At 64.1% G+C, this 22,811-nt stretch carries 20 protein-coding genes; 12 read left to right on the top strand and 8 right to left on the bottom strand.

The features are described 5' to 3' along the window. The first annotated feature begins 5 nt into the window (after positions 1-5). The 4 genes from gmhB (at position 6) to gloA (ending at position 3,017) form a co-directional block, all read left to right on the top strand. On the top strand, positions 6-590 hold the full coding sequence (gene gmhB / locus PAN31117_RS06235) for a D-glycero-beta-D-manno-heptose 1,7-bisphosphate 7-phosphatase (protein WP_150737434.1): 585 nt from the start codon (positions 6-8) through the stop codon (positions 588-590). A gap of 122 nt (positions 591-712) precedes the next feature. After that, a complete protein-coding gene (locus PAN31117_RS06230) occupies positions 713-1,489 on the top strand; it encodes a lysophospholipid acyltransferase family protein (protein ID WP_150737433.1) in 777 nt (258 codons plus the stop codon). A 105-nt stretch (positions 1,490-1,594) separates the two neighbouring features. Next, positions 1,595-2,497 carry a M48 family metallopeptidase gene (locus PAN31117_RS06225; protein ID WP_174990871.1) on the top strand — a complete coding sequence of 301 codons (903 nt, stop codon included), beginning with the start codon at positions 1,595-1,597 and terminating at the stop codon, positions 2,495-2,497. Between the two features lie 118 nt (positions 2,498-2,615). Then, positions 2,616-3,017 (top strand): lactoylglutathione lyase, encoded by a 402-nt coding sequence (gene gloA, locus PAN31117_RS06220; RefSeq protein WP_150737432.1) that lies wholly within the window; start codon positions 2,616-2,618, stop codon positions 3,015-3,017. Positions 3,018-3,101: 84 nt separating this feature from the next. On the opposite strand, the gene PAN31117_RS06215 is transcribed toward gloA, so the two are convergent. Next, the gene (locus tag PAN31117_RS06215; RefSeq protein ID WP_150737431.1) at positions 3,102-3,551 is read right to left on the bottom strand and encodes a rubredoxin; all 450 of its coding nucleotides are present in this window, start codon (positions 3,549-3,551) and stop codon (positions 3,102-3,104) included. A gap of 307 nt (positions 3,552-3,858) precedes the next feature. Between PAN31117_RS06215 and PAN31117_RS06210 the strand changes: the two genes are divergently transcribed. Further along, positions 3,859-4,749, top strand: coding sequence for a DMT family transporter (locus tag PAN31117_RS06210; protein ID WP_150737430.1), 891 nt, complete (start codon positions 3,859-3,861; stop codon positions 4,747-4,749). Here PAN31117_RS06210 and rsmA read toward each other — a convergent pair. From rsmA to PAN31117_RS06190, 4 genes are read right to left on the bottom strand one after another with little or no spacing between them, the layout of a single operon-like run. Continuing rightward, positions 4,724-5,557: a 16S rRNA (adenine(1518)-N(6)/adenine(1519)-N(6))-dimethyltransferase RsmA gene (rsmA, locus tag PAN31117_RS06205; protein ID WP_150737429.1), complete on the bottom strand. Its 834-nt coding sequence runs from the start codon at positions 5,555-5,557 to the stop codon at positions 4,724-4,726. The genes PAN31117_RS06210 and rsmA overlap by 26 nt on opposite strands. 10 nt (positions 5,558-5,567) lie before the next feature. Beyond that, positions 5,568-6,674 carry a 4-hydroxythreonine-4-phosphate dehydrogenase PdxA gene (gene pdxA / locus PAN31117_RS06200; RefSeq protein ID WP_150737428.1) on the bottom strand — a complete coding sequence of 369 codons (1,107 nt, stop codon included), beginning with the start codon at positions 6,672-6,674 and terminating at the stop codon, positions 5,568-5,570. A gap of 2 nt (positions 6,675-6,676) precedes the next feature. After that, the gene (locus PAN31117_RS06195; RefSeq protein ID WP_150737427.1) at positions 6,677-8,044 is read right to left on the bottom strand and encodes a peptidylprolyl isomerase; all 1,368 of its coding nucleotides are present in this window, start codon (positions 8,042-8,044) and stop codon (positions 6,677-6,679) included. Next, on the bottom strand, positions 8,037-10,400 hold the full coding sequence (locus tag PAN31117_RS06190; RefSeq protein ID WP_150737426.1) for an LPS-assembly protein LptD: 2,364 nt from the start codon (positions 10,398-10,400) through the stop codon (positions 8,037-8,039). Before PAN31117_RS06190 ends, PAN31117_RS06195 begins: the two co-directional genes overlap by 8 nt. Positions 10,401-10,563: 163 nt before the next feature. Here PAN31117_RS06190 and PAN31117_RS06185 point away from each other — a divergent pair, with 163 nt between their 5' ends. From PAN31117_RS06185 to purH, 7 genes are all read left to right on the top strand, one after another. Further along, positions 10,564-11,649 carry an aminoglycoside phosphotransferase family protein gene (locus PAN31117_RS06185; RefSeq protein WP_150737425.1) on the top strand — a complete coding sequence of 362 codons (1,086 nt, stop codon included), beginning with the start codon at positions 10,564-10,566 and terminating at the stop codon, positions 11,647-11,649. Between the two features lie 10 nt (positions 11,650-11,659). Further along, on the top strand, positions 11,660-12,400 hold the full coding sequence (murU, locus tag PAN31117_RS06180) for an N-acetylmuramate alpha-1-phosphate uridylyltransferase MurU (RefSeq protein WP_150737424.1): 741 nt from the start codon (positions 11,660-11,662) through the stop codon (positions 12,398-12,400). Positions 12,401-12,452: 52 nt separating this feature from the next. Next, positions 12,453-13,784 (top strand): aminopeptidase P N-terminal domain-containing protein, encoded by a 1,332-nt coding sequence (locus tag PAN31117_RS06175; RefSeq protein ID WP_174990849.1) that lies wholly within the window; start codon positions 12,453-12,455, stop codon positions 13,782-13,784. A gap of 21 nt (positions 13,785-13,805) precedes the next feature. Beyond that, entirely contained in the window at positions 13,806-15,143 is a 1,338-nt protein-coding gene (locus PAN31117_RS06170) for a UbiH/UbiF/VisC/COQ6 family ubiquinone biosynthesis hydroxylase (RefSeq protein WP_150737422.1), read from the top strand. 152 nt (positions 15,144-15,295) lie between these two features. Beyond that, positions 15,296-16,324: a tRNA dihydrouridine synthase DusB gene (gene dusB / locus PAN31117_RS06165; RefSeq protein WP_370855731.1), complete on the top strand. Its 1,029-nt coding sequence runs from the start codon at positions 15,296-15,298 to the stop codon at positions 16,322-16,324. After that, complete coding sequence (locus PAN31117_RS06160) at positions 16,321-16,554, top strand: Fis family transcriptional regulator (protein WP_039393174.1); 234 nt, start codon at positions 16,321-16,323, stop codon at positions 16,552-16,554. The genes dusB and PAN31117_RS06160 overlap by 4 nt, the downstream gene beginning before the upstream one ends. 96 nt (positions 16,555-16,650) lie before the next feature. Further along, the gene (gene purH / locus PAN31117_RS06155) at positions 16,651-18,216 is read left to right on the top strand and encodes a bifunctional phosphoribosylaminoimidazolecarboxamide formyltransferase/IMP cyclohydrolase (protein ID WP_150662156.1); all 1,566 of its coding nucleotides are present in this window, start codon (positions 16,651-16,653) and stop codon (positions 18,214-18,216) included. Positions 18,217-18,307: 91 nt separating this feature from the next. Here the strand turns inward: purH and PAN31117_RS06150 are convergent, their stop codons facing one another. The 3 genes from PAN31117_RS06150 to PAN31117_RS06140 form a co-directional block, all read right to left on the bottom strand. Further along, the gene (locus PAN31117_RS06150; RefSeq protein WP_150737420.1) at positions 18,308-19,363 is read right to left on the bottom strand and encodes a porin; all 1,056 of its coding nucleotides are present in this window, start codon (positions 19,361-19,363) and stop codon (positions 18,308-18,310) included. Positions 19,364-19,492: 129 nt separating this feature from the next. Next, complete coding sequence (locus PAN31117_RS06145; protein WP_150737419.1) at positions 19,493-20,524, bottom strand: XdhC family protein; 1,032 nt, start codon at positions 20,522-20,524, stop codon at positions 19,493-19,495. Beyond that, positions 20,524-22,743 (bottom strand): xanthine dehydrogenase family protein molybdopterin-binding subunit, encoded by a 2,220-nt coding sequence (locus tag PAN31117_RS06140; RefSeq protein WP_246188960.1) that lies wholly within the window; start codon positions 22,741-22,743, stop codon positions 20,524-20,526. Before PAN31117_RS06140 ends, PAN31117_RS06145 begins: the two co-directional genes overlap by 1 nt. Positions 22,744-22,811: the final 68 nt, after the last annotated feature.

Here is a 22,811-nt window from a genome sequence, read left to right as displayed (position 1 = left end):
TACTCATGGATTCGCGCAAAGATCGCACCCTCGGCCCCGCCGCCCGAAAACTCGTGATTCTCGACCGGGACGGCGTCATCAACGCCGACTCGGATCAATTCATCAAGTCGACGGACGAGTGGGTGCCGCTGCCCGGCAGTCTCGAGGCTATCGGCCGGCTGAATCAGGCCGGGTACCGTGTGGTCGTCGCGACGAACCAGTCGGGCGTGGGGCGCGGTCTTTTCGACATGGCGACGCTCGGTGCGATGCACGCGAAGATGTCGAAGCTGGCGGCAGCCGTCGGCGGACGCATTGATGCCGTGTTCTTCTGTCCGCATACCTCGGTGGATGCCTGCGACTGCCGCAAGCCCAAGCCCGGTCTGTTCCAGGAAATCGCGCGACGCTACGAAGTCGACCTGACCGGCGTGCCGGCCGTGGGCGATTCGCTGCGCGATCTTCAGGCGGCGGCTGCCGTGGGTGCGCAGCCGCATCTGGTGCTCACCGGCAAGGGCAAGAAGACGCTCGCCGCAGGCAACCTGCCCGAAGGCACGCGCGTGCACGATAGTCTGGCGGCGTTCGTCAACGATCTGCTAGCCGACAAGGATGCGTAACTCCACGCTCGCTACCGAACAACGACCGCCCAGCCTTCGCTGAACTGCCGCCCCGCCGCGCGTACGATGACGCGGTCACGCGCAAACCTCGCGAAGACGATCGATCCCAGGCCCGAAACCCCATGCGTCAACTCCGCTCGATTCTCTTCTTCATCTTCCAGATCGTCTGGACGATTCCGTACGCCATCGCGTGCATCCTGTCGTTCCCGTTCCTGTCGCGCGTGCAGCGTTACTGGTTCGCGGTGGGCTGGTGCAAGGTCGTGACGCGTGTCGGCGACAAGCTGTGTGGTATGCGCTATCGCGTGATCGGCTGGGAGAACTTGCCGCAGACACCTGCGATCATCCTGTCAAAGCATCAGTCGGCGTGGGAGACGGTGGCATTGCCCGCGCTGATGCCACGCCCGCTGTGCTACGTGTTCAAACGCGAGTTGCTGTACGTGCCGTTCTTCGGCTGGGCACTGGGCCTGCTGAGCATGATTCACATCGATCGCCGCAAGGGCACGGATGCCTTCGCATCGGTCGTGAAGCAAGGGCGCGAGCGTCTGTCGGAAGGGTCATGGATCATCATGTTCCCGGAAGGTACGCGCACGAAAACCGGCTCGCGTAACAAATACAAGTCGGGCGGCGCGCGTCTGGCTACTGCGACCGGCGCGCCGGTCGTGCCGATTGCGCATAATGCCGGACGTGTCTGGCCGCGCAACTCGTTCATGAAATTTCCCGGGGAAGTGATCGTCTCGATCGGTCCGGTCATCGAGACGGCAGGCCGCACGGCCGAAGCCGTCAACGCCGATGTCGCCGAGTGGATCGAGCGCGAGATGATACGTATCGACCCCGCCGCTTATACGTCGAAACCGAGGGCGAGCGCGTCTGACACCTCCGACGCGACACCCCGGACCTGACTGCGCTTCACGCGAGACCGTCTCATGCCGAAAGCCCAACCCGCCACTCGCGACCAGCGCGATACACGCGATAGCCGCTCCCGGCACGAGACCCCTGCACCCCAGATGGAACTCGATCTGTTCGGCAGCCCTGCGGCCGAGGCCAACGGTGTCGCCACTGACGCGCCCTTAGCTTCGACCGCGCCTGCCACGACCGGCACACCCGCCCGCACCGCCGCATCCACCACTGCCACGAGCGATTCCGCATCGCTCGCCCCGGGCGCCGGACCGCGTCGCGCGCCGGCGCCGGGCGAGCGCGTCATCATGCTCGACGGCCACGCGCTCTACTACCGTTTCAAACGCTCCTCGCGTCGCACCATCGGCTTCATGATCGACGAGTCGGGGCTGGCCGTGACCGCCCCGCGATGGGTCACGATCGCCGATGTAGAAGCCGCCGTCGTCGAGAAGAAACGCTGGATCTTCAGCAAGATCGCCGAATTCCGCGAGCGCGCCGCGCGCCGGGTGATTCCGCGCGTAACGTGGGTCGACGGCGCGTCGCTGCCCTACCTCGGCCACACGCTGGCGGTCCGTCTTGGCGGACGCTCGGGTGCCGCGCAGTACGACATCCACACGCACACGCTATGGCTCGATCTGCCGCCGCAAGCCGCCCCCGAACAGATGCGCGACCGTGTGCAGGGCTGGTTGCAGCAGGAAGCACGCAAGCTCTTCACGTCGCGCCTCGACGTCTACGGTGAGCGGTTGGGCGTGAGTTACACCGCGCTCGGGCTGTCGTCGGCGACGACACGCTGGGGAAGTTGCAGCGCCGACGGACGCATTCGCCTGAACTGGCGGTTGATCCACTTCCCGCTGGGCGTGATCGATTACGTCGTGGCGCACGAACTGGCGCATTTGAAGGAGATGAACCACGGGCCGCGCTTCTGGCAGGCCGTGGCGTCGATCTTCCCGGAATTCGAAGCCGCTCGCGATACGCTCAAGTCACACGCGCCCGAGTGGTTGCCCGAGTTCTGAGCGAATGTCGCAATGTTCCACATCCAAAGCAAAGAATTTCTCAACGCAACATGAATGATGCTCATTTCTATGGTGGCGGGTACAATTGAGTTTTCGTTGTCCCCACACTGAAAACACCATGCGAATGCTCCATACCATGCTGCGCGTCGGCGACCTGCAGCGCTCGATCGATTTCTACACGCGCGTGCTCGGCATGCAACTGCTGCGCCAGAGCGAGAACCCCGAGTACAAGTACACGCTGGCCTTCGTCGGTTACGGCGCCGAGTCGGAAAACACCGTCCTCGAACTCACGTACAACTGGGGCGTGGAAAACTACGAGATCGGCACCGCGTTCGGCCATCTGGCGATTGAAGTCGACGACGCCTATCAGGCATGCGACACGATCCGTGCCGCGGGCGGCAAGGTCTCGCGCGAAGCCGGCCCGGTCAAGGGCGGCACCACGGTCATCGCCTTCGTGGAAGATCCGGACGGCTACAAGATCGAGCTGATCCAGAAGCATTCGAGCAAAGGCAGTCTGTAAGCGGAGCGCTTTCTCGATTGCGCTGACGGATACGACAACGGCCGCCCTGGGGCGGCCGTCGTTTTTTTCAGCACATGCGATGCGTCAGAACTCCACCATCGCGAAGTCTTCCTTACCCACGTCGCACAACGGGCAACGCCAGTCGTCCGGCACATCTTCCCAGCGCGTGCCCGGAGCAATGCCGTCTTCCGGATACCCCCCCGCTTCGTCGTAAATCCATCCGCAAATCACACAGACCCACTGGCGTGATGCTGCGTCCGGTGAGCGGGTCGTCTCGTCGGACGAGTGCGATGCGGCACCGTCGTCGCTGAGCGTGTCGGACGTCTTCGTCGCGCCCGGATCCAGCAACGTAAAGACCAGCGGGGATTCCGTGCCTGACGCATCCGTCGCCGGACGGCCCAGATGCGCTTGCAGTGCGTCGAGCAGTGCCTGCGCTTCGTCGCGCGTGAGATCGACCCAGTAGGGATCGCCAGCGCCGTCGTTGAGTCGCGACGGGGAAAACTGCAATTCAACGGAAGAGCCTTTCTTGTACATACGTGAGTGCTGAATCTGAAGCGGAATACGGTGAAAACGATGGATAGGCGAGGACTGCGGCTTTGCTCGACGAAGGACGAAAGCCGCCTCGCGGAGCATTGTATCGGTGCGAAAGTGCGCAATAAACGGGGGAGGCGGGGACATATTGTCCCGTGCAACGAGACAATCACACACGGACAGACGAACGAACGCCCGCAAAGATTACCCGCGTTGACGGCATCGGTTTGATGCGTTGAGTATCAGGATCGGTGACAATGACCACTTCTGCGCGTCGTGCCCACGATGCATCGTCATCCGAATTAATTCCATGAAATCCACTCCACGTCCGATCGATGCCGCAGCGCTCGCCATCATGCTGGGGTTGTGCATGGTCTGGGGAGGCCAGCAAGTCGCCGTCAAACTGGCCGTACCGGTCGTGCCCGCCGTCTTGCAAGCCGGACTGCGTTCCGTCGTGGCGACAGTGCTTGTCGGTGCATGGATGCTGTGGCGGCGTCAGCGCCTGATCACCGGCGACGGCACGCTGCCCGCCGGCATTCTCGCAGGCGCGCTGTTCTCGCTCGAATTTCTCTGCATCTTCGTCGGCCTCACGCACACGACCGCGTCGCGCATGGCAGTCTTTCTGTACTCGGCCCCTTGCTTTACCGCCATCGGACTGCACTGGACGGTGCCCAGCGAGCGGCTGCGGCCCATGCAATGGCTCGGCATGGCCATCGCATTTTGCGGTATCGCCGTGGCGTTCTCGGACGGCAGTGGTACAGATCTCGCCACCACGTGGCCCGGCGATCTGCTGGCCATTCTGGCCGGTATCTTCTGGGGGATGACGACGGTCGTCGTGCGGGCCTCGCGTCTGGCGAGCGCCGCGCCGTCGAAGACATTGCTGTACCAGTTGGCCGTCTCGGCGGTGCTGCTGTGCGCGCTGGCGCTCGCGACGGGTAATGTGCAAATCGGGCCAATGACGTCGACCATCTGGATCAGCCTCGTCTATCAATCCATCGGTGTGGCCTTCGCGAGCTACCTGATCTGGTTCTGGTTGCTAACGCGCTACAGCGCCGCCCGGCTTGCGTCCTTCTCGTTCCTCAGTCCGCTGTTCGGCGTGACGTTCGGCGTGCTGATTCTCGGCGAATCGGTCGGTTGGCGCTTTGGCTGCGCCGTCGTCCTCGTCTTCGCCGGGATCAGCCTTGTGAACCGACGCCGCTGATCGCGCGCGACAGGTTCACGTATTCGTCGACCGGCACATCTTCGGCACGACGCGTGAGGTCGAAGCCGAGCGCGTCGAAATCGACACGATCGCGGTAGCTGTGCAACGTGTTGCGCAGCATCTTGCGACGCTGCGAAAACGCCTGTGCCACCACCGCTTCGAACACGTCGAGATCGACCTGCGGCAGATCGGCCACGGCGCGCGGAATCATCCGGACGACAGCGGAATCGACTTTCGGCGGCGGATTGAAGGCGTCCGGCGGCACATGCAGCACCTTGTCCATCCAGTAGCGGTACTGAAGCATGACCGACAGGCGGCTGTAGTTGCTTGAACCCGCCGGAGCCACCATGCGCTCGACCACTTCGTCCTGCAACATGAAGTGCTGGTCGCGCACGAGCGCGGCGTAGCGCATCAGATGGAACAACAGTGGGCTGGAGATGTTGTACGGCAGGTTGCCGACAATGCGTAGCGGCGCTTCGTCGCGACGATCTTCCGGGACGAGCGAACCGAAATCGAAGTCGAGGGCGTCGCCAGCGTGAACGCTCACGCGCTCGCCGAACTTGCGCGTCAGACGCACGACCAGATCGCGGTCGAGTTCGACCACGTGCAAATGCGCCAGCCACTCGGTGAGCGGTGTCGTCAGTGCGCCAAGACCCGGACCGATTTCGACCATCAGATCGTCGGTACGCGGCGAAATGGCGCTGATGATCGAATCGATCACGCCCATGTCGACGAGAAAGTTCTGACCAAAACGTTTGCGCGCCACGTGGCCCTGTTGGACGCCCGTGCGCTTCGATGCGCTACTCATGTGAAATTCCTTAGGAACGCGGCGGCGTGGCGTGCGGATCGACGCTCGCGCCGGCGGTCAATTGTGCGGCTGTCGACGCATGTAACGCAGCGTTCGCCGCCATCGTCGCCGCGGTGCGCAGCGCTTCGAGCAGGCTGCCGCTCTCGGCTTGCCCCGTGCCCGCGAGGTCGAGCGCGGTACCGTGATCGACCGACGTCCGGACGATCGGTAGCCCCAGCGTGATGTTCACGCCCGCGCCGAAGCTCGCGTATTTGAGCACCGGCAAGCCCTGATCGTGGTACATCGCGAGCACCGCATCGGCGCCTTCGAGATGACGGGGCTGAAACAGCGTGTCGGCGGGATAGGGACCGCGTGCATCGATACCGGCAGCGCGCGCGTCGTCGAGTGCGGGCGTGATGACGTCGATCTCCTCGCGCCCGAGATAGCCGGATTCACCGGCGTGCGGGTTGAGCCCCGTCACGAGAATACGCGGGCGTGTCACCCCGAAGTGACGCATCAGATCCTGATTGAGGATGATGAGCGTTTGCAGCAGATCGTCGCGACGAATTGCGCCGGGCACCTGCGCGAGCGGCAAGTGCGTGGTGGCGAGCGCCACACGCAGCCCACCGCCAGCGAGCATCATCACGACACGCGGCGTGCCCGTGCGCTCGGCCAGATACTCGGTGTGTCCGGTGAACGCCACGCCGCAATCGTTGATCGTGCTCTTCTGCAACGGCGCGGTCACGATCGCGTCATACGCACCCGCCATGGCACCGTCGATGGCATCGTCCAGCAGCGCCAGCACGTAGCGGCCGTTGGCGGCATCGAGCTGTCCCGGCGTCACGGCGGCAGCGAGCGGATGGTGCGAAACGTGTACGCGTCCGCTACCGAGCAGCGCCTGCCAGGCGTCGCCCAGCCCGACGGCTTGCGCGCGTGCGGCAAGCAGCGACGCATCGCCGAGCACAGCGAAGCGGCAATTGGCTAGCGAGGGATCGGGGGAATATGCGGAGGAAGCGGTGATAGAAGCCACCGCCGGTGCGGCGAGGCACTTCACCAGTGCCTGCACCGTCAATTCCGGCCCGACCCCCGCCGGTTCACCGGTGGTGATGGCGAGGACGAAGGACCGGTCGGACATCATGCTCACTGCTGCGCGTTGCTCAGGCGGTAGTCGACGTAAGCACTGTCACGCAGTTGCTGCAACCAATCGCGGTACTGCTGTTCGGCCTTGCGGCCGCGCAGTTCCTGCATGGCGAGGTTACGTTCCTGATCGCCCGAGACCTGCGACTCGCGATGGCCCAGCACCTGAATCAGGTGATAGCCATATTCCGAACGCACCGGGTCGCTGATCTGACCGTCCTTGAGTTCGGACATCGCACGCTCGAATGCGGGAACCGTCTCGCCCGGCGAAATCCAGCCGAGATCGCCACCTTGCGAGGCGGAGCCGTCCACTGACACCTGACGCGCGAAGTCAGCAAAGTCGCCCTTGCCCGCTTCGATTTGCGCCTTGATGTCGAGCAGCTTCTGACGTGCCTGCGCTTCCGAGACACCATCGCCCACGCGAATCAGGATGTGACGTGCGTGGATCTGCGGCACGGTCATGCCCTGATCGCCGCCCTGCTTGCGCGTCTCGACCAGTTTGATGACATGAAAACCGTTGCTGCTGCGAAGCACTTGCGGCACAACGGTGCCCGCTTGCAGCTTCTGCACCTGATTGAGATACAGATCGGGAATACGTTCGGGAATGCGGAAGCCCATGTCGCCACCGCTGGCGGCATCGGAAGCATCCGAATACTGCTTTGCCAACGCTGCGAAATCACCACCGGCCTTCGCCTTGTCCAGCGCTTCGGTCGCCTTCTTCTGCGCTGCGCTGACCTGGTCCGGCGTCGCGCCGTCCGGCAATTTCACGAGAATCTCGCTCAGGCGGTATTCCGTCTCCGCCGGCGCGGCATTGGCGCCACGCTGCGCGGCGAGGTATGCGTTGATTTCCGAGTCGCTCACCTGAACCTGGCTGTCGACTTCGCGGTCGCGCAGGCGCGCCATGATGATCTGCTCGCGCACTTCCTTGCGGAAAGCGTCCCACGGCACGCCGGCCTGGGCCAGACGCGCTTTGTACTGATCGACGCTCAGCCTGTTGTCGGCGGCGATGCGCTGCAAGGCCTGTTCGACGTCGGCGTCCTTCACGACAATGCCGCCTTCTTTGGCGCGCTGAAGCTGCACCTGCGTGACGATCATCTGTTCGAGCACCTGGCGCTGCAACAGATCGGCGTCCGGAATCGGGCGTTTGGAGAGCGTCAGTTGATGCTTGGCCTCCTCGATACGCGTGTCGAGCTCCTTGCGGGTGATCACGCTGTCGTTGACCACGGCGACGATGGAATCGACGGCGCGTGCGGACGACGCGGGTGCACCTGCGGCTTTGGCGCTGACCGGCGCCGGCTGCGCAACCGCCACCCCGGCGGCAAGACACAGGCCCGCCAGCAGCGAGGCACGCTTCACAAACATGTCATTCATAGTTGCTGAATCGAGAAGGAATCTGGTTCGTCGGCGGCGGCTGGTAGCCCGGCACCCCGACCTTGAAGGCTTCTGTGGCGCTGTTGCTCGACTTGGTCAAGCCCTTCAGCTCCAACTGCGCGAAGACCCGCGAAGTTGTCGTGGTGGCGTTGGTCGCATAGCGCTGGAGCCCAATCCGGAAGGCCCAGCAGTCGGCATCATACTCGAAACCCGCCAGGGCATCGACGAACGTCTTGTCCGTAATGCTGTAGTTCAGACGCCCCACAATGCCGAGTCGCGGTGTGATCGGCCACTGACCCGAAAGTTCGATCTGGTTGATCGGCGTAACGGTCAACGCACTTTGTCCCACGACCGGCGGCGGATTGCGCAGGTAACGGTAGTACACGTTGAACACCCTGCGCTCGCCCGGGCGCCATGTCACACCGACGTCCGACCGGTTGAACTGCGACGTGCTCGGGCTGTACTGCACCGCGGTGCTGAACGTGATGCTCCGGTAGAGCAAGGCCGAACCACCCACGAGGAAATCGGAAACGCCCGCGTCCTCCGGCACCCCACCCGGCATCGTCACACGCGATTGCTGAATGTTATAGCGTTGGGCATACCAGACGCGCGCACGCTCTATGCCCGTCTCGGCGTCGATCAGGCGGGATGTGAGTGCGGCCGTGACGCGATTGGCATCCTGAATCCGGTCAACACCGATGAACGAATTCTCGCTGAAGATCTCTGCAAGGTTGAAGTCAGCCGTTGCGCTGTCGAAAATCGGAATCGAGCTTTGATCGCGGTACGGCGTATAGACGTAGAACAGACGGGGTTCCAGCGTCTGCTTCATCGCTGAACCGAACAGCGTCAACGGTCGTTCGAACGTCAGCCCGGTATCGAGACTGACCGTAGGCAACGTTCGTGTCGTCGATGAATGCAGCGTCGAGCCGCTCGGATAATCGACGTTATACGAAGCAGCGTTGAAAATGACCTTAGGGACAATGAAGTACCCCGGTGTCAAAATTGGGTAGCTCAACGTCGGCTGCGCGTATATGCGCTCGCCATTCGGCTGCCCCGTCCAGGAAGCGATCTGAAACCGGTTATACCGGATCGGCATCGAAAAATCGAAGCCGTGAAAATCCAGTTTGTTGTACGTCGCCGACAGTTCGGGCACAGATTCGTACTGCGGCGAACTGGGGGCGAGCGTTTGATATTTCAGCACACGCGCAAGGAACGACCAGTCCCCGCGACTCCAGGTCAGGCCTGCCTCGCGGTTGTACACACGCTGCACACCCGTCTGAAAGTTCGTGCCGGTGCCGAAGTCATCCGGATAGGTATCGTCCGAAACCTTCGAGAAATTCACGTAGCCGTTCACGCCATAGCCGAGCGCCTGACTGTGCTGCCAGGTGAACGTGTAACGTGCGTCGCCTGTGACACGATCCTTCGGCAAATACTCGATATGGAACAAGCCCGAGTAGGTCGGTTCCAGGTAGCGGAAGTCGGCAACGCCCATCACGCCGCGCTTGGTCATGAAGCGCGGTGTGATCGTCAGATCGCGGTTCGGGGCGATGTTGAAGTAGTACGGCGTGGCGAGTTCGAAGCCGGTACGGCTCGACTGCGTAAACGTCGGTGCCAGAAAGCCAGAGCGGCGTTCGTTGGACGTCGGGAACGACATGTACGGGCTGGCGAGAATCGGCACGCCCTGGAAGAACAGAATGCCGTTGTACGCCGTGCCTTCCTGCTGCTCCTGATCGAACTCGAATTCGGTCGCCTTGATGTACCACGCAGGCGTCTTGCCGTCTTCCGCGCAGGTCGCGCAGCCGGAATACGTGCCGCGTTGCAGCGTCACGACATTGTTGGCTTCGATGTCGGCGCGCTCCGACTTGCCGCCGCCGCCCGACACGAGCCGGTAGGTCGGCGTGAGCATGTAGCCATCGCCCGCCCCCGTATACATATGGGCTTCGGGGCCGATGAACATGTTGCCGCCCTGCGACAGACGCGCGTTACCGTGCGCCACCACTTCGTCCGTGTCCTGGTCGTACGTCAGGCGGTCGCCCTTCACAAACGAGCGGTACTTGCGCGCTTCGGCGTCGCCATCGACGGTTGCGTCCACGTTGGTCCGGCCGGTGAGGGCCATGCCGCGCACGTACATCGGCACGTCGTCGCCGCTGGAGAGCGGGTTGTCGACGAGCGCCGGCACCGTGCGCAACACGAGGCCGTCGCTCTTGGCGATATCGGGCGGGGGAATTTCCTGCGCACCGGCGAGCGAACACCACACACCCGGAAGGGAGAGCAGCAGCGCCAATGGCTTGCGTCGCGTGCGCATCATGCGCTGCAGCGACGAGACTTCATTCGTATGGACTTGTTTATCCGGCATGTACGCAAACAGCGAGACAATCGTGGCGCCGCTTGCGGGCAGCCAATCCCGCTTGTCCAGCCGGCTTCACCGGGACATTCGGGACGGTCGATCGAGGTCGAGAAACAGGGCGTCGGGAAAACATGATCGGGTATTATATGGCAAGACGTTTACGGCCCCCACCATGACCGCACAACCCAGCACATCCGCGAGTGTTTCCAACGCTTCCAGCGAACTCTTGAACACCTCCGATCCCCGCCTGCAAGCCCTTCACCACTGGCTCTCCGGTCTGTCCTCCGAGTTCTCGCTCGACACGGCGAACTGGGCACCTGCATCGGCTGACGCGAGTTTCCGGCGCTACTTCCGCATTGGCAGCCACGCCCCCGCACATCCGAGCCTGATCGTGATGGACGCGCCGCCCCCGCAAGAGGACTGCCGACCTTTCGTGCACGTTGCCCAGTTGCTGGAAGAAGCCGGCCTGCAAGCGCCGAAGGTGCTGGCCGAGGATCTCGCGCAAGGTTTCCTGCTGCTCACCGATCTCGGGCGCGAGACGTATCTCGACGTCCTGACCGAAGACAATGCCCGCCCGTTGATGCGCGCCGCGCTCGACGCGCTGATCGTCTGGCAGAAAAGCTCGCGCACCGACGTGCTGCCAGCCTACGACACCGCGCTGCTCAAGCGCGAACTCGATCTGTTCCCCGACTGGTACATCGGCAAGCATCTGAAGGTCGAACTGAGCGAGTCGCAACGCGCCACGCTCGATCGCATCAATCAGTTGCTCATCGACAGCGCGCTCGCACAGCCGAAAGTCTTCGTGCATCGCGACTACATGCCCCGCAATCTGATGCCGGGCCTGCCGGGTACCACTGGCCCGGGCATTCTCGATTTTCAGGATGCCGTCTACGGCCCGCTGACCTACGACGTCATCTCGCTCATGCGCGACGCGTTCCTTAGCTGGGACGAAGAGCGTCAGCTCGACTGGCTGGCCTATTACTGGGAACGGGCGCGCAAGGCCGGTCTGCCGGTCGACGCCGACTTCGGCGAGTTCTACCGTCAGGCCGAATGGATGGGACTGCAACGTCACCTCAAGGTGCTCGGCATCTTCGCGCGCATCAACTATCGCGACGGAAAGCCCCGCTATCTCGCCGACACCCCGCGCTTTCTCGACTACGCCCGCAAGGTTGCCGACCGCTATGCGCCGCTGCGTCCGCTGGCGAAGCTGCTCGACGAGCTGACCGGCCAGCAGGTCGACGTCGGCTACACGTTCTGAGGCATCGCCCATGAAAGCGATGATCTTCGCGGCCGGACGCGGCGAACGCATGCGTCCGCTCACCGACACTCGCCCCAAGCCGCTGCTCACCGTCGGCGGCAAGCCGATCATCGTGTGGCAGATCGAAGCGCTGGCCCGCGCCGGTTTCACGCAGATTGTGATCAATCACGCCTGGCTGGGCGCGCAGATCGAAGCCACCCTCGGCGACGGCAGCGCCTACGGCGTGCATCTGGCGTACTCGGCCGAAGCCGAAGCGCTGGAGACGGCGGGCGGTATCGCCCAGGCTCGCGCGCTGCTCGAAGGTGACGGGAACGTGTTTCTCGCCGTGTCGGGCGACATCTTCACCGACTTCGATTACGCCACGCTTCGCGCGCAGGCCAAACGTCTTGCCGCGCAACCGATACCGGGCATGCATCTGGTGATGGTGCCGAACCCGCTCTTCCATCCGACGGGCGACTTCGCGCTCGACGCGGCAGGCCGTCTGTTCCTGCGCGACGCCGCGACCCCGACGGCCGAAGCGCTCACGTTCGGCAACATCGCGCTGTATGACCTGCGCCTGTTCGACGGCATCGCTCCGGGCACGCGCATGGCGCTCACGCCGTTGTACCAGCGCGCGATTGCCGCAGGACACGCGAGCGGCGAGCGCTTCGACGGCATTTGGGAAAACGTCGGCACCCCGGCCCAGCTCGATGCCCTGGACGCCGAAGTGCGCGCCGGGCACGCGCGCTCGCCCGGCAGTAGAATCGCCTGAACGCAAGTCCATACGTCTGAACTCGAACCAATATCCCGAAATGGAGCCCGCGATGTCTGATTCCCCGTACCGTGCCCGCCGCGAGCGAGTCATCGAACAGCTGCGCAAGGCCGGTGGCGGTGTCGCCATCTTGCCCACGGCGCCGGAAGTGCCGCGCAACCGCGACAGCGACTATCCGTATCGTCACGACAGCTACTTCTATTACCTGTCGGGCTTCACGGAGCCGGAAGCGGTCGTCGTCCTCGACAGCCGAACGGGGCAATCGATTCTCTTCTGCCGCGCGAAGAACGAAGAGCGCGAGATCTGGGACGGCTATCGCTTCGGCCCGGACGCCGCGCGCGAGACCTTCGGCTTCGACGCCGCCTACCCCATCGACGAAATCGACACGCGCCTGCCGCAATTGCTGGCCGACGCGCCCGCCCTGTTCTACGCGCTGGGGGCATCGGCACAGCAGGACCGTCAGGTGCGTCACTGGCTGAACGCCGTACGTGCGCAGAGCCGCACCGGCGTGTCGGCACCGTCGGCCGCGCGCGACATTCGCGCGATTCTCGACGAGATGCGTCTGATCAAGGACAGCACCGAACTCGACATCATGGCCCGCGCGGGAAAGATTTCCGCCGACGCGCACGTGCGCGCCATGAAGGCGTCGCGGGTCGGCCTGCGCGAATACCATCTCGAAGCCGAGCTGCTGTATGAATTCCGCCGCAACGGTTCGCAATTCCCGGCGTACGGCTCGATCGTCGCGACCGGCGCGAACGCCACCGTGCTGCACTATCGCGCGGGCGACGCCGAGCTGCGCGACGGCGATCTCGTGCTGATCGATGCCGCCTGCGAACTCGACGGCTACGCTTCCGACATTACCCGCACGTTCCCGGCCAACGGCAAGTTCACGCCGGCGCAGCGCGAGCTTTACGACATCGTGCTGGCTTCGCAACAAGCCGCCATCGACGCCACGCGCGCAGGCGCGCGCTTCGATGCCCCGCACGACGCAGCCGTTCGCGTGCTTGCGCAGGGCATGCTCGACACCGGCTTGCTCAAGCGTGACACGGCAGGCAGTCTGGACGACGTCATCGCCAACAAGGCCTACAGCCGCTTCTACATGCACCGCACCGGCCACTGGATCGGCATGGACGTGCACGACTGCGGCGAATACCGCGAGGACGGCCCGAACGGCGAGCGTCCGTGGCGCACACTGGCCACCAACATGGTCACGACCATCGAGCCGGGCATCTACGTGCGCCCGGGGGCGGACGTCGACGAGCGTTACTGGAACATCGGCATTCGTATCGAAGACGACGCCGTGGTGACCGCCGACGGCTGCACGCTGCTCACGCGCGACGTGCCGGTCGATGCCGACGAAATCGAAGCGCTGATGCGCGGCTGACGCATCGCGGACTTACGGCTGATGACGAACGCACAGGCTTCCGGCACCTCCGACATTTCCAACGTTTCCGAGAAGCGCGCGGCGACCGAACGGCCTGCCGCGCGTTTCGACGTCGCCATCGTGGGTGCCGGTCCGGTCGGTACAGCGCTCGCCCTGTTGCTCGCGCAGCGCGCACCGCACTTGCGCGTGGCGCTGGTGGACGCGCGCGGCGCGCAAGCCAGCTACGACGACCCGCGCACGCTCGCCCTGTCGCACGGCAGCCGCGAGATTCTCGCGCGCGCGGGCGCGTGGCCGCGCGATCCAAGTGAGCGCACCGCGCTGCCGAGCACGCCGATCCGGCACATTCATGTCTCGCAGGCGCAACGCTTCGGCAGCACCGAGATCGACTATCTTGATCACGGCGTGCCGGCCCTCGGCTACGTCGTGCGTTACGGCGCGCTCATGCGCGCGCTCGATACTGCGATGGCACAGCTACCGACGCGCTTCGAGCATGCGTCGCAAGCGTCATCGCTCAGCGTGCTCGACAGCGACATACCGGGACTGCATCACTTCCGCCCGTATCGCGCCATCGCGCTGCGTCAGGACGCCCAGCAGGTCACGCTCACGCTCGAAGCCGTGGGCGACGATCACACACACACGCTGCACGCCACGCTCGCCGTCAACGCCGAAGGCGGATTGTTCGAAGGGCAGACGGCGCGGCCGCGCACGCGCGACTACGGTCAGACGGCCCTGGTGGGCTTCGTGACGTGCGAGCGCCCGCGCGTCGGCTGGGCGTGGGAGCGTTTCACGTCCGACGGTCCCGTGGCGCTCCTCCCGCAAGAGAACGGCTACGCGCTGGTGTGGTGCTGCTCGAACGCCGAGGCCAGTCGCCGCCGAGCGTTGGACGACGCCCAATTCCTCACTGAGCTGCACAAGGCGTTCGGCGACCGCATGGGCCGCTTTACCTCGATCACCGGACGCGCGGGCTTCCCGCTCGGTCTGAACGCCCTGGGTCAGGTGGTCGACGGGCGCGTCGCCGCCATCGGCAACGCGGCCCAGACGCTTCACCCCGTGGCCGGTCAGGGCCTGAACCTGGGATTGCGCGACGCCTTCGACCTTGCCGACAGCCTCGTTCGCCATGCCCGCTCCGGTGCGGCGCATCAGGGCGTGGCGGGTCCGGCTGCGCTGAGCGCGTTCGCCCGCCGCCGCCGCGCGGACCGAGGTCTTACGATCCGCATCACCGATCTGCTGCCCCGCCTCTTCGGCATCGACGCCACACCGGTCGCGCTCGCACGCGGCATGGCGCTGGCCAGCCTCGATCTCGTCCCCCCCCTCAAAACCGCCTTCGCCCGGCAGATGATGTTCGGCCAGCGCGGCTAATCCCGAGATATCAAGCCCTTCGCCGGGCATCGCCCGAGGTCTTTCCGGCGCGGCCCCGACAGGCCCGCCCGGAACTTTGCACATTTTTTAGGCGACGAGGGCGGGTTTTCGCAGTAAAATAGCGATCTTTTTTCCGGCTTTTCCCCTTCATCGTGCGTATCGGTCCCCACGAACTCCGCAATAACCTGTTCGTCGCCCCCATGGCGGGTGTGACGGATCGGCCGTTCCGCCAGTTGTGCAAACGACTGGGGGCGGGCTATGCCGTGTCGGAAATGGTGGCGTCCAACGCACAGCTGTGGAAGAGCGAGAAGACGATGCGTCGCGCGAATCACGCGGGCGAAGTGGCCCCGATTTCGGTGCAGATCGCCGGGGCCGACCCAGCAATGATGGCCGAAGCCGCACGCTACAACGTCGAGCGCGGTGCGCAGATCATCGACATCAACATGGGCTGCCCGGCCAAGAAGGTCTGTAACGTTGCCGCCGGATCGGCGCTGTTGCAGAACGAGCCGCTGGTCGCCCGTATCGTGTCCGCCGTCGTGGGTGCCGTGGGCGACGTCGTGCCCGTTACGCTGAAGATTCGCACGGGCTGGGACCGCGAACACAAGAACGCGCTGACGGTGGCACGCATCGCCGAAGAGTGCGGCATCAGCATGCTGACCGTGCACGGCCGTACGCGCGCCGACTTGTACCACGGCGACGCCGAGTACGAGACCATCGCCGCGGTGAAGGCGGCCGCACGCATCCCGGTGGTGGCCAACGGCGACATCGCGTCAGCGCAGAAGGCAAAGCACGTGCTCGAAGTCACGGGCGCAGACGCCATCATGATCGGCCGCGCGGCGCAGGGGCGTCCGTGGCTCTTTCGCGACATCGAACTCTTTCTCACGACGGGCGAAATCGCCTTGCCGCCGCGCGTCGACGAGATCCAGCAGATCATGAACGAACACCTCGTGGACCATTACGAGTTCTACGGGGAGTACACCGGTGTACGGACCGCGCGGAAGCACATCGCGTGGTATTCGCGTGGCCTGCCGGGGGCAGCCACGTTCCGCCAGCGTATGAATACGCTCGACACCACGCAGGAACAGTTGGCTGCGGTCAACGCGTTTTTCGAAGAGCAGAAGGTGCACTCGGACCGCCTCTGCTATGAACAAGAATCTCCGAGGGAGCTATTAGCCGCATGAGCAAAGCAAACATAGAACAATCTGTGCGCGACAGTCTGGATATGTATTTCCGGGATCTGGACGGCGCACGGCCACATGATGTCTACGATATGGTCGTTTCCGTCGTCGAAAAGCCCCTGCTCGAGTTCGTGCTCGGCAAGGCCGACGGCAACCAGTCGCTCGCCGCGGAATATCTGGGAATCAACCGCAATACGCTGCGCAAGAAGTTGCAGCAGCACGGCCTGCTGTAAGGACTGCGGCAGCAACTTCCGCTGCCACGGCCGACCCGGCCCATCCGCGCTACCTGTGTTTAACCGCCCGTTTTTGCCGCTTCACTACCGTCCGTCATGATCAAGCAAGCTCTCATTTCCGTCTCCGACAAGACTGGCATCGTCGACTTCGCCAAGTCGCTCGCCGCCCAAGGCGTGTCGATTCTCTCCACCGGCGGCACCGCCAAATTGCTGGCTGACGCCGGTCTGAAAGTGACCGAAGTGGCCGACTACACCGGCTTCCCGGAAATGCTCGACGGGCGCGTGAAGACGCTGCATCCGAAGGTTCACGGCGGCATTCTGGCGCGTCGCGACCTGCCCGAGCACATGGCCGCCCTCGACACGCACGGCATTCCGACGATCGACCTGCTCGTCGTGAACCTGTACCCGTTCGTTCAGACCGTTGCCAAAGACGACTGCTCGCTCGAAGACGCCATCGAGAACATCGACATCGGCGGCCCGACCATGCTGCGCTCGGCCGCGAAGAACCATCGCGACGTCACCGTCATCGTCGACCCGGCCGACTACGCCGTGGTGCTCGACGAAATGAAGGCGAACAACAACACCGTCGGTTACACCACGAACTTCCGTCTGGCGACCAAGGTGTTCGCTCACACCGCCCAGTACGATGGCGCGATCACGAACTATCTGACGAGCCTCGGCGAGTCGCTGCGTCACGACGAGCGCTCGGCCTACCCGGCTACGCTGAACCTGGCGTACACCAAGGTGCAGGACATGCGCTACGGCGAGAACCCGCACCAGAGCGCCGCGTTCTACCGTGACATCGTGACGCCGGAAGGCGCGCTGGCAAACTACCGTCAGTTGCAGGGCAAGGAACTGTCGTACAACAACATCGCCGACGCCGACGCCGCGTGGGAATGCGTGAAGACGTTCGAAGCCCCGGCTTGCGTCATCATCAAGCACGCGAACCCGTGCGGTGTGGCCGTGGCCGCGTCGCCCGCCGAAGCGTATGCCAAGGCTTTCCAGACGGATCCGACGTCGGCCTTCGGCGGCATCATCGCCTTCAACCGCGAGGTCGACGAAGCGGCTGCGCAAGCCGTCGCCAAGCAATTCGTGGAAGTGCTGCTCGCCCCGTCGTTCACCGACGCCGCCAAGCAAGTGTTCGCCGCCAAGCAGAACGTGCGTCTGCTGGAAGTACCGATGGGCAATGGCGTGAACCAGTACGACTTCAAGCGCGTGGGCGGCGGCCTGCTCGTCCAGTCGACCGACTCGAAGAATGTGGCACCGCATGAACTGCGTGTGGTCACGAAGCGTCACCCGACGCCGAAGGAAATGGAAGACCTGCTGTTCGCATGGCGCGTGGCGAAGTACGTCAAGTCGAACGCCATCGTGTTCTGCGCCGGCGGTATGACGCTGGGCGTGGGTGCCGGTCAGATGAGCCGAGTGGACTCGGCCCGTATCGCCAGCATCAAGGCGCAAAACGCCGGTCTGTCGCTGAACGGCTCGGCCGTGGCGTCGGATGCCTTCTTCCCGTTCCGTGACGGCCTCGACGTGGTGGTCGATGCAGGCGCGACCTGCGTGATCCACCCGGGCGGCTCGATGCGCGACGACGAAGTCATCGCCGCAGCCGACGAACGCAACGTCGCCATGCTGATGACGGGCACGCGCCACTTCCGTCACTAAGCACGGATCGCGATGCCCTCACCGGGCATCCGTCGATGCAAAAATGGACACCCTCGGGTGTCCATTTTTGTTTTACCCCGGAGGTACGGGATCAGAAGTAATGCGACAGCCCCACCGCCACGCCGAGCTGATTGCTGCCCGGCACGATGCTCATGCCGTAACCGGTCACGCCCAGATTCGAGCCATTCTGGTTGCGCGAGAAGCCGACTTCGGCAAACAGCTGCGTGCGCTTGGAAAGCAGATATGCTGCGTTCGCCGCCAGCAGATACGGGTGCTGATTCGTCGACGTGATGTTGTTGTAGAAGATCGCGCCCGAAAGAATCACCTCCGTCACCGGACGATACTGCAACCCGGCGAAGTACAACTCGTTACGTGCAGCCACGCCCGGCACATTGCTCAGATACCACTGATAACCGACGTAGGGTTTGAAGTTGCCGATCGCGTAACTCGCGCCGGCGGCCACGCGCTGTGTCGTGTTGCCCTGCGTGGCGATGGTCGTGCCCTGTTGCTGGTCGTACACGAGTGAGACATTCAGCGGCCCATTGGCGTAACCCACCGACACGCTGTACTCCTTGCCCACGCGCCACTCGCCCGGCACTTGTCCGCCGTTGGCGATGGTGGCGTCGTAACCCGTCGAGAACAACCCCGCGACCTTGAAGCCGTTGAAGTTGCCCGCGTACTTGATCGAGTTATCCGCCTTGCCCGCAAACTGCGCATCGAGTGCGGGCAACGCATAGCTGTAGTAGCCGAGCGGGTCGAGTTCGAGGAACGCGTCGTAAATCAGATTCTTCTGACGGCCAACGGTCAGCGCGCCCCATTCGTTCTGCAACCCCACGTAGGCCTGACGGCCGAACATCCGCCCGCCCTGCTGCAACACACCGTTGTTGAGGTTGAAGCCGGACTCCAGTTGCATGATGGCCTTGAGGCCGCCGCCGAGATCTTCCGATCCCTTGAAGCCGAAGCGGTTCTGCACCTGCGATCCGTTGCTCGCGCGCACGACCGACTGCTTGCTGCCGTTCGCGCCGACCCCGGCGTTACTGAGATATTCGACGCTGTTGTCGAGAATCCCGTAAATCTGCAACCCGTCCGCCCTGACGCCGCCCGCCGCGAGCGTCAGGGCCATTGCCATCCAAACCTTGCGTTTCATGACATTCCCTTATTTATATTGGACTACGAATTACACTTCAGCCATCTACTGCGGGTGCGGCACGCCCTCACGCCGCCATACCTGGCAAGCGCGCTTCGGGTCAATGCCATATCGGGGAGGATTGCGATGTCAGGCGGCGTGCATGGCCGGTGTCCTCCGTCTCGATGACACATGTCCGGATGACGATGACGACACGTCGACACCCGCCCTGACACCATTACGCAATGCCGTCATCTGCGCCAGAATCGCCAGCGCAATCTCGGGCGGTGTGCGCGATCCGAGCGGCAAGCCGACAGGCCCGTGCAGCCGCCCGATCTGCGTGGCGGTCAGATCGAACATCGCCAGCCGCTCGCGCCGCGACGCCTGATTGCGATGCGAGCCGATCGCACCGACATAGAACGCCTCGGACTTCAGCGCTTCGAGCAGCGCCATGTCGTCGAGTTTGGGATCGTGCGTCAGTGCCACGATGGCCGTATTGCCGTCGGGACGCAGGCGCACGATGAGATCGTCCGGCATCTCCTTCGTGCGCGTGACGTGACGGTGCGTCTCCTGTGCGTGATCGTGATCATCGTGAATGTCGCGCGGGTCGCAGATCACGATCTGGTAGCCGAGCGGCAACGCCATGTGCACGAGATGCTGCGTCAGTTGTCCGTCGCCGATCACGATGATTCGCCAGCGCGGCCCGAACGGGACCGACAGTCGCGTTGGCGTATAGCCGAACGCCGCCGGTTGACCGACGCCGCGCACGCGCGCCTGTCCGGTGCGCAGATCGAGTTCGCGAACCCCGAGACGTCCGGCCGCGATGACCGAGCGCATGGCGTCGAGTGCGCTGCGCGGCGTGACACATTCGATGACGAGCTCCAGCGTGCCACCGCACGGCAGACCGAATCGGTGCGCTTCGTCGGCGCTCAGGCCGTACGTCTTCACATGCGGACGCAATCCCGGGCGAAAGCCGCCCGCGACCTTCGCGAGCAGATCGTCCTCGATGCAACCACCCGAGACCGATCCGGCGACGCGTCCGCGCGGGGTGAGTGCCATCATGGCGCCGACCGGACGCGGTGCAGAACCCCACGTGCGGGCGACGGTCGCGAGCAACACGTCGTCGCCCTGCGACTGCCAGCGCGCGACGGCGTCCAGCACTTCGGCATCGACGCCGTCCATTACCCTTGCCCCCTGCGAACAGCGTCACCCGAGCCCGCTAAGTCTGCCAGGTCTGCCTGACGCAGCGCGCGCGCTTCGGTCACCGTTTGCGGCAACGGCATCGAACGCGGTCGTATACCTGTCGCGCGACGAATCGCCTGCGCGACCGCCGGTGCCATCGGCGGCAACGACACTTCGCCACAGCCCTGTGGCGGACGATCGCTCGGCAGAATCACCGTCTCGACTTTCGGCATTTCCGTGAGATACAGCAACGGGTAGTCGCCGAAGTTGCTCTGTTCGACGCCACCATTCGCGAACGTGATCTGACTCTTGAACGTATTCGTCAACGCAAAGCCGATGCCGCCTTCGATGTTCGCGCGGATGAGGTTCGGATTGATCGCGCGACCGCAGTCGACGCCGCACACCACACGTTCGACCTTGAAGCGATCCCCCACGACACGCAGCTCCACTGCGACGGCGACATACGTCGAGAACGCTGCACCGCGTCCCGTGTAGGTGCAGTAGCCGAAGCCACGATGCACGCCCGCTTTCGCCTTCGTTCGCCATCCGGCCGCCTTCTCCGTCTCTTCAACGACACGTGTGGCGAGCGGGTCGTGCTTCAGCAAACGCTTGCGATACTCAATCGACTCGATGCCCGCTGCGTCCGCCATCTCGTCAATGAAGCTCTCGAGAAAGAACACGCTCGACGTCGAGCCGACCGAGCGCATAAAGCTCACGGGAATGTTCGGTTGCGGCACGTCGATGCCTTCGACGCGCAGATTCGGCACGGCGTAGACCAGGTCGTAGAGTCCGTCGAGCATGGTCTCGTCGTAACCCGCCTTCTCGTAGTGATCCTTCTTGATGACGTTGTACATCGACTGCCCCGCCACGCGCAGGTGCATGGCTTTGGGCAACCCGTCGTCACCGAGCACGGCCTGGAAGCGTCCCGATGCGCAGGGCCGGTAGAAGCCGTGACGGATATCGTCCTCGCGCGAACGGATCACTTTGACGGGACGACCCACGGCCGCCGACGCGACGGCCGCGTGAATCACGAAGTCGGGCACGTACTTGCGTCCGAAGCTACCGCCGAGGAACGTCGTATGTACCGTGATCTTTTCGGGCGGCAGCTTGAAAATGCCGCCCAGCGCCCAGCGCACTTTGTCCTGTCCCTGAATCGGGCCCCACACCTCGATCTCGCCTTTGTCGTGGCGCACATGCACGGTGGCGTTCACCGGCTCCATCGTCGCGTGGACGATATACGGCGTGTGGTATTCGCCCGTCACCACCTTACCGCCTGCGTCGATCAGTGCGGGTGCGTCGCCGATGTTCGTGGCGACACCGCCCTTCGCTTTGACCAGTGCCTCGCGACGCTGCGCCATGATCGTCGTGCTGTCGGCGGCGGGACCGGCTTTCCATTCGACGTCGAGCGCGTCGCAGGCTTTCTTCGCGCACCAGTAATCGTCGGCCACGACGATGACGGCATCCTTGGCAAGCGCCACATCGTGCACGCCTTTGCGTGCCTTGATCTCATCGCGATTGCGCACGGACAGCGGCGTGCCGCCCGACGTCGGGGCCATCAGAATGGCGCCGATGAGCATGTCCGGCACCTTCACGTCGATGCCGAAGACGGCCGAGCCGTCGACCTTCGACGGCGTATCGAGACGAGCGACCGCGCGACCGATCAGCGAATGCGCGGCCTCGTTCTTCAGACGCGGATGCGGATTGAGGGGCAGCTTCGCCGCCTCAGCTACCAGTTCGCCATAGCCGAGCGAGCGACCCGACTGCGGATGCATCACGCGAGCGTCGCGCGTCACGCAGTTGGTCGTGCGAACGCCAAACCGGCGGGCGGCAACCGCGACGAGCGCCTCACGCGCCTGCGCTCCCGCAATCCGCAGTCGTTCGTAGAACAGTGTGGCCGACATCGATGCGCCCACGAACTGCTGCAACGCTTCGTTCGCGGCGGCCGTGCGGTAGGCGTCGCGCGCGGTTACGAACTCGACACGTACGCGTCGCCAGTCCGCGTCCAGTTCGTCCGCCAACACTTGCGGCAAGCCCGTGTACACGCCCTGCCCGACTTCGCACTGCGAGAGTCCGAGCACCGTCGTGCCGTCGGCGTCGATGCGAATCCAGTCGTTGATCTCGACAAGATGGCCGTCAGCTGCATCGGCAGCGCGGGCCTCGGGGCTTGTCAGCCATGACGCGGAAATCGGGATCAGCAGGCTGCCAGCGGCGAGCGACATGCCCTTGAGCCACTGGCGGCGCGACGACGAAGCGGGCGCAGTGAGGGATGTGTCGTTCACGGGAGATG

Origin of the sequence: Pandoraea anapnoica (assembly GCF_902459765.1) — a bacterium.
GTDB lineage: Bacteria > Pseudomonadota > Gammaproteobacteria > Burkholderiales > Burkholderiaceae > Pandoraea > Pandoraea anapnoica.
This window is presented reverse-complemented; position numbering and strand designations above follow the sequence as displayed.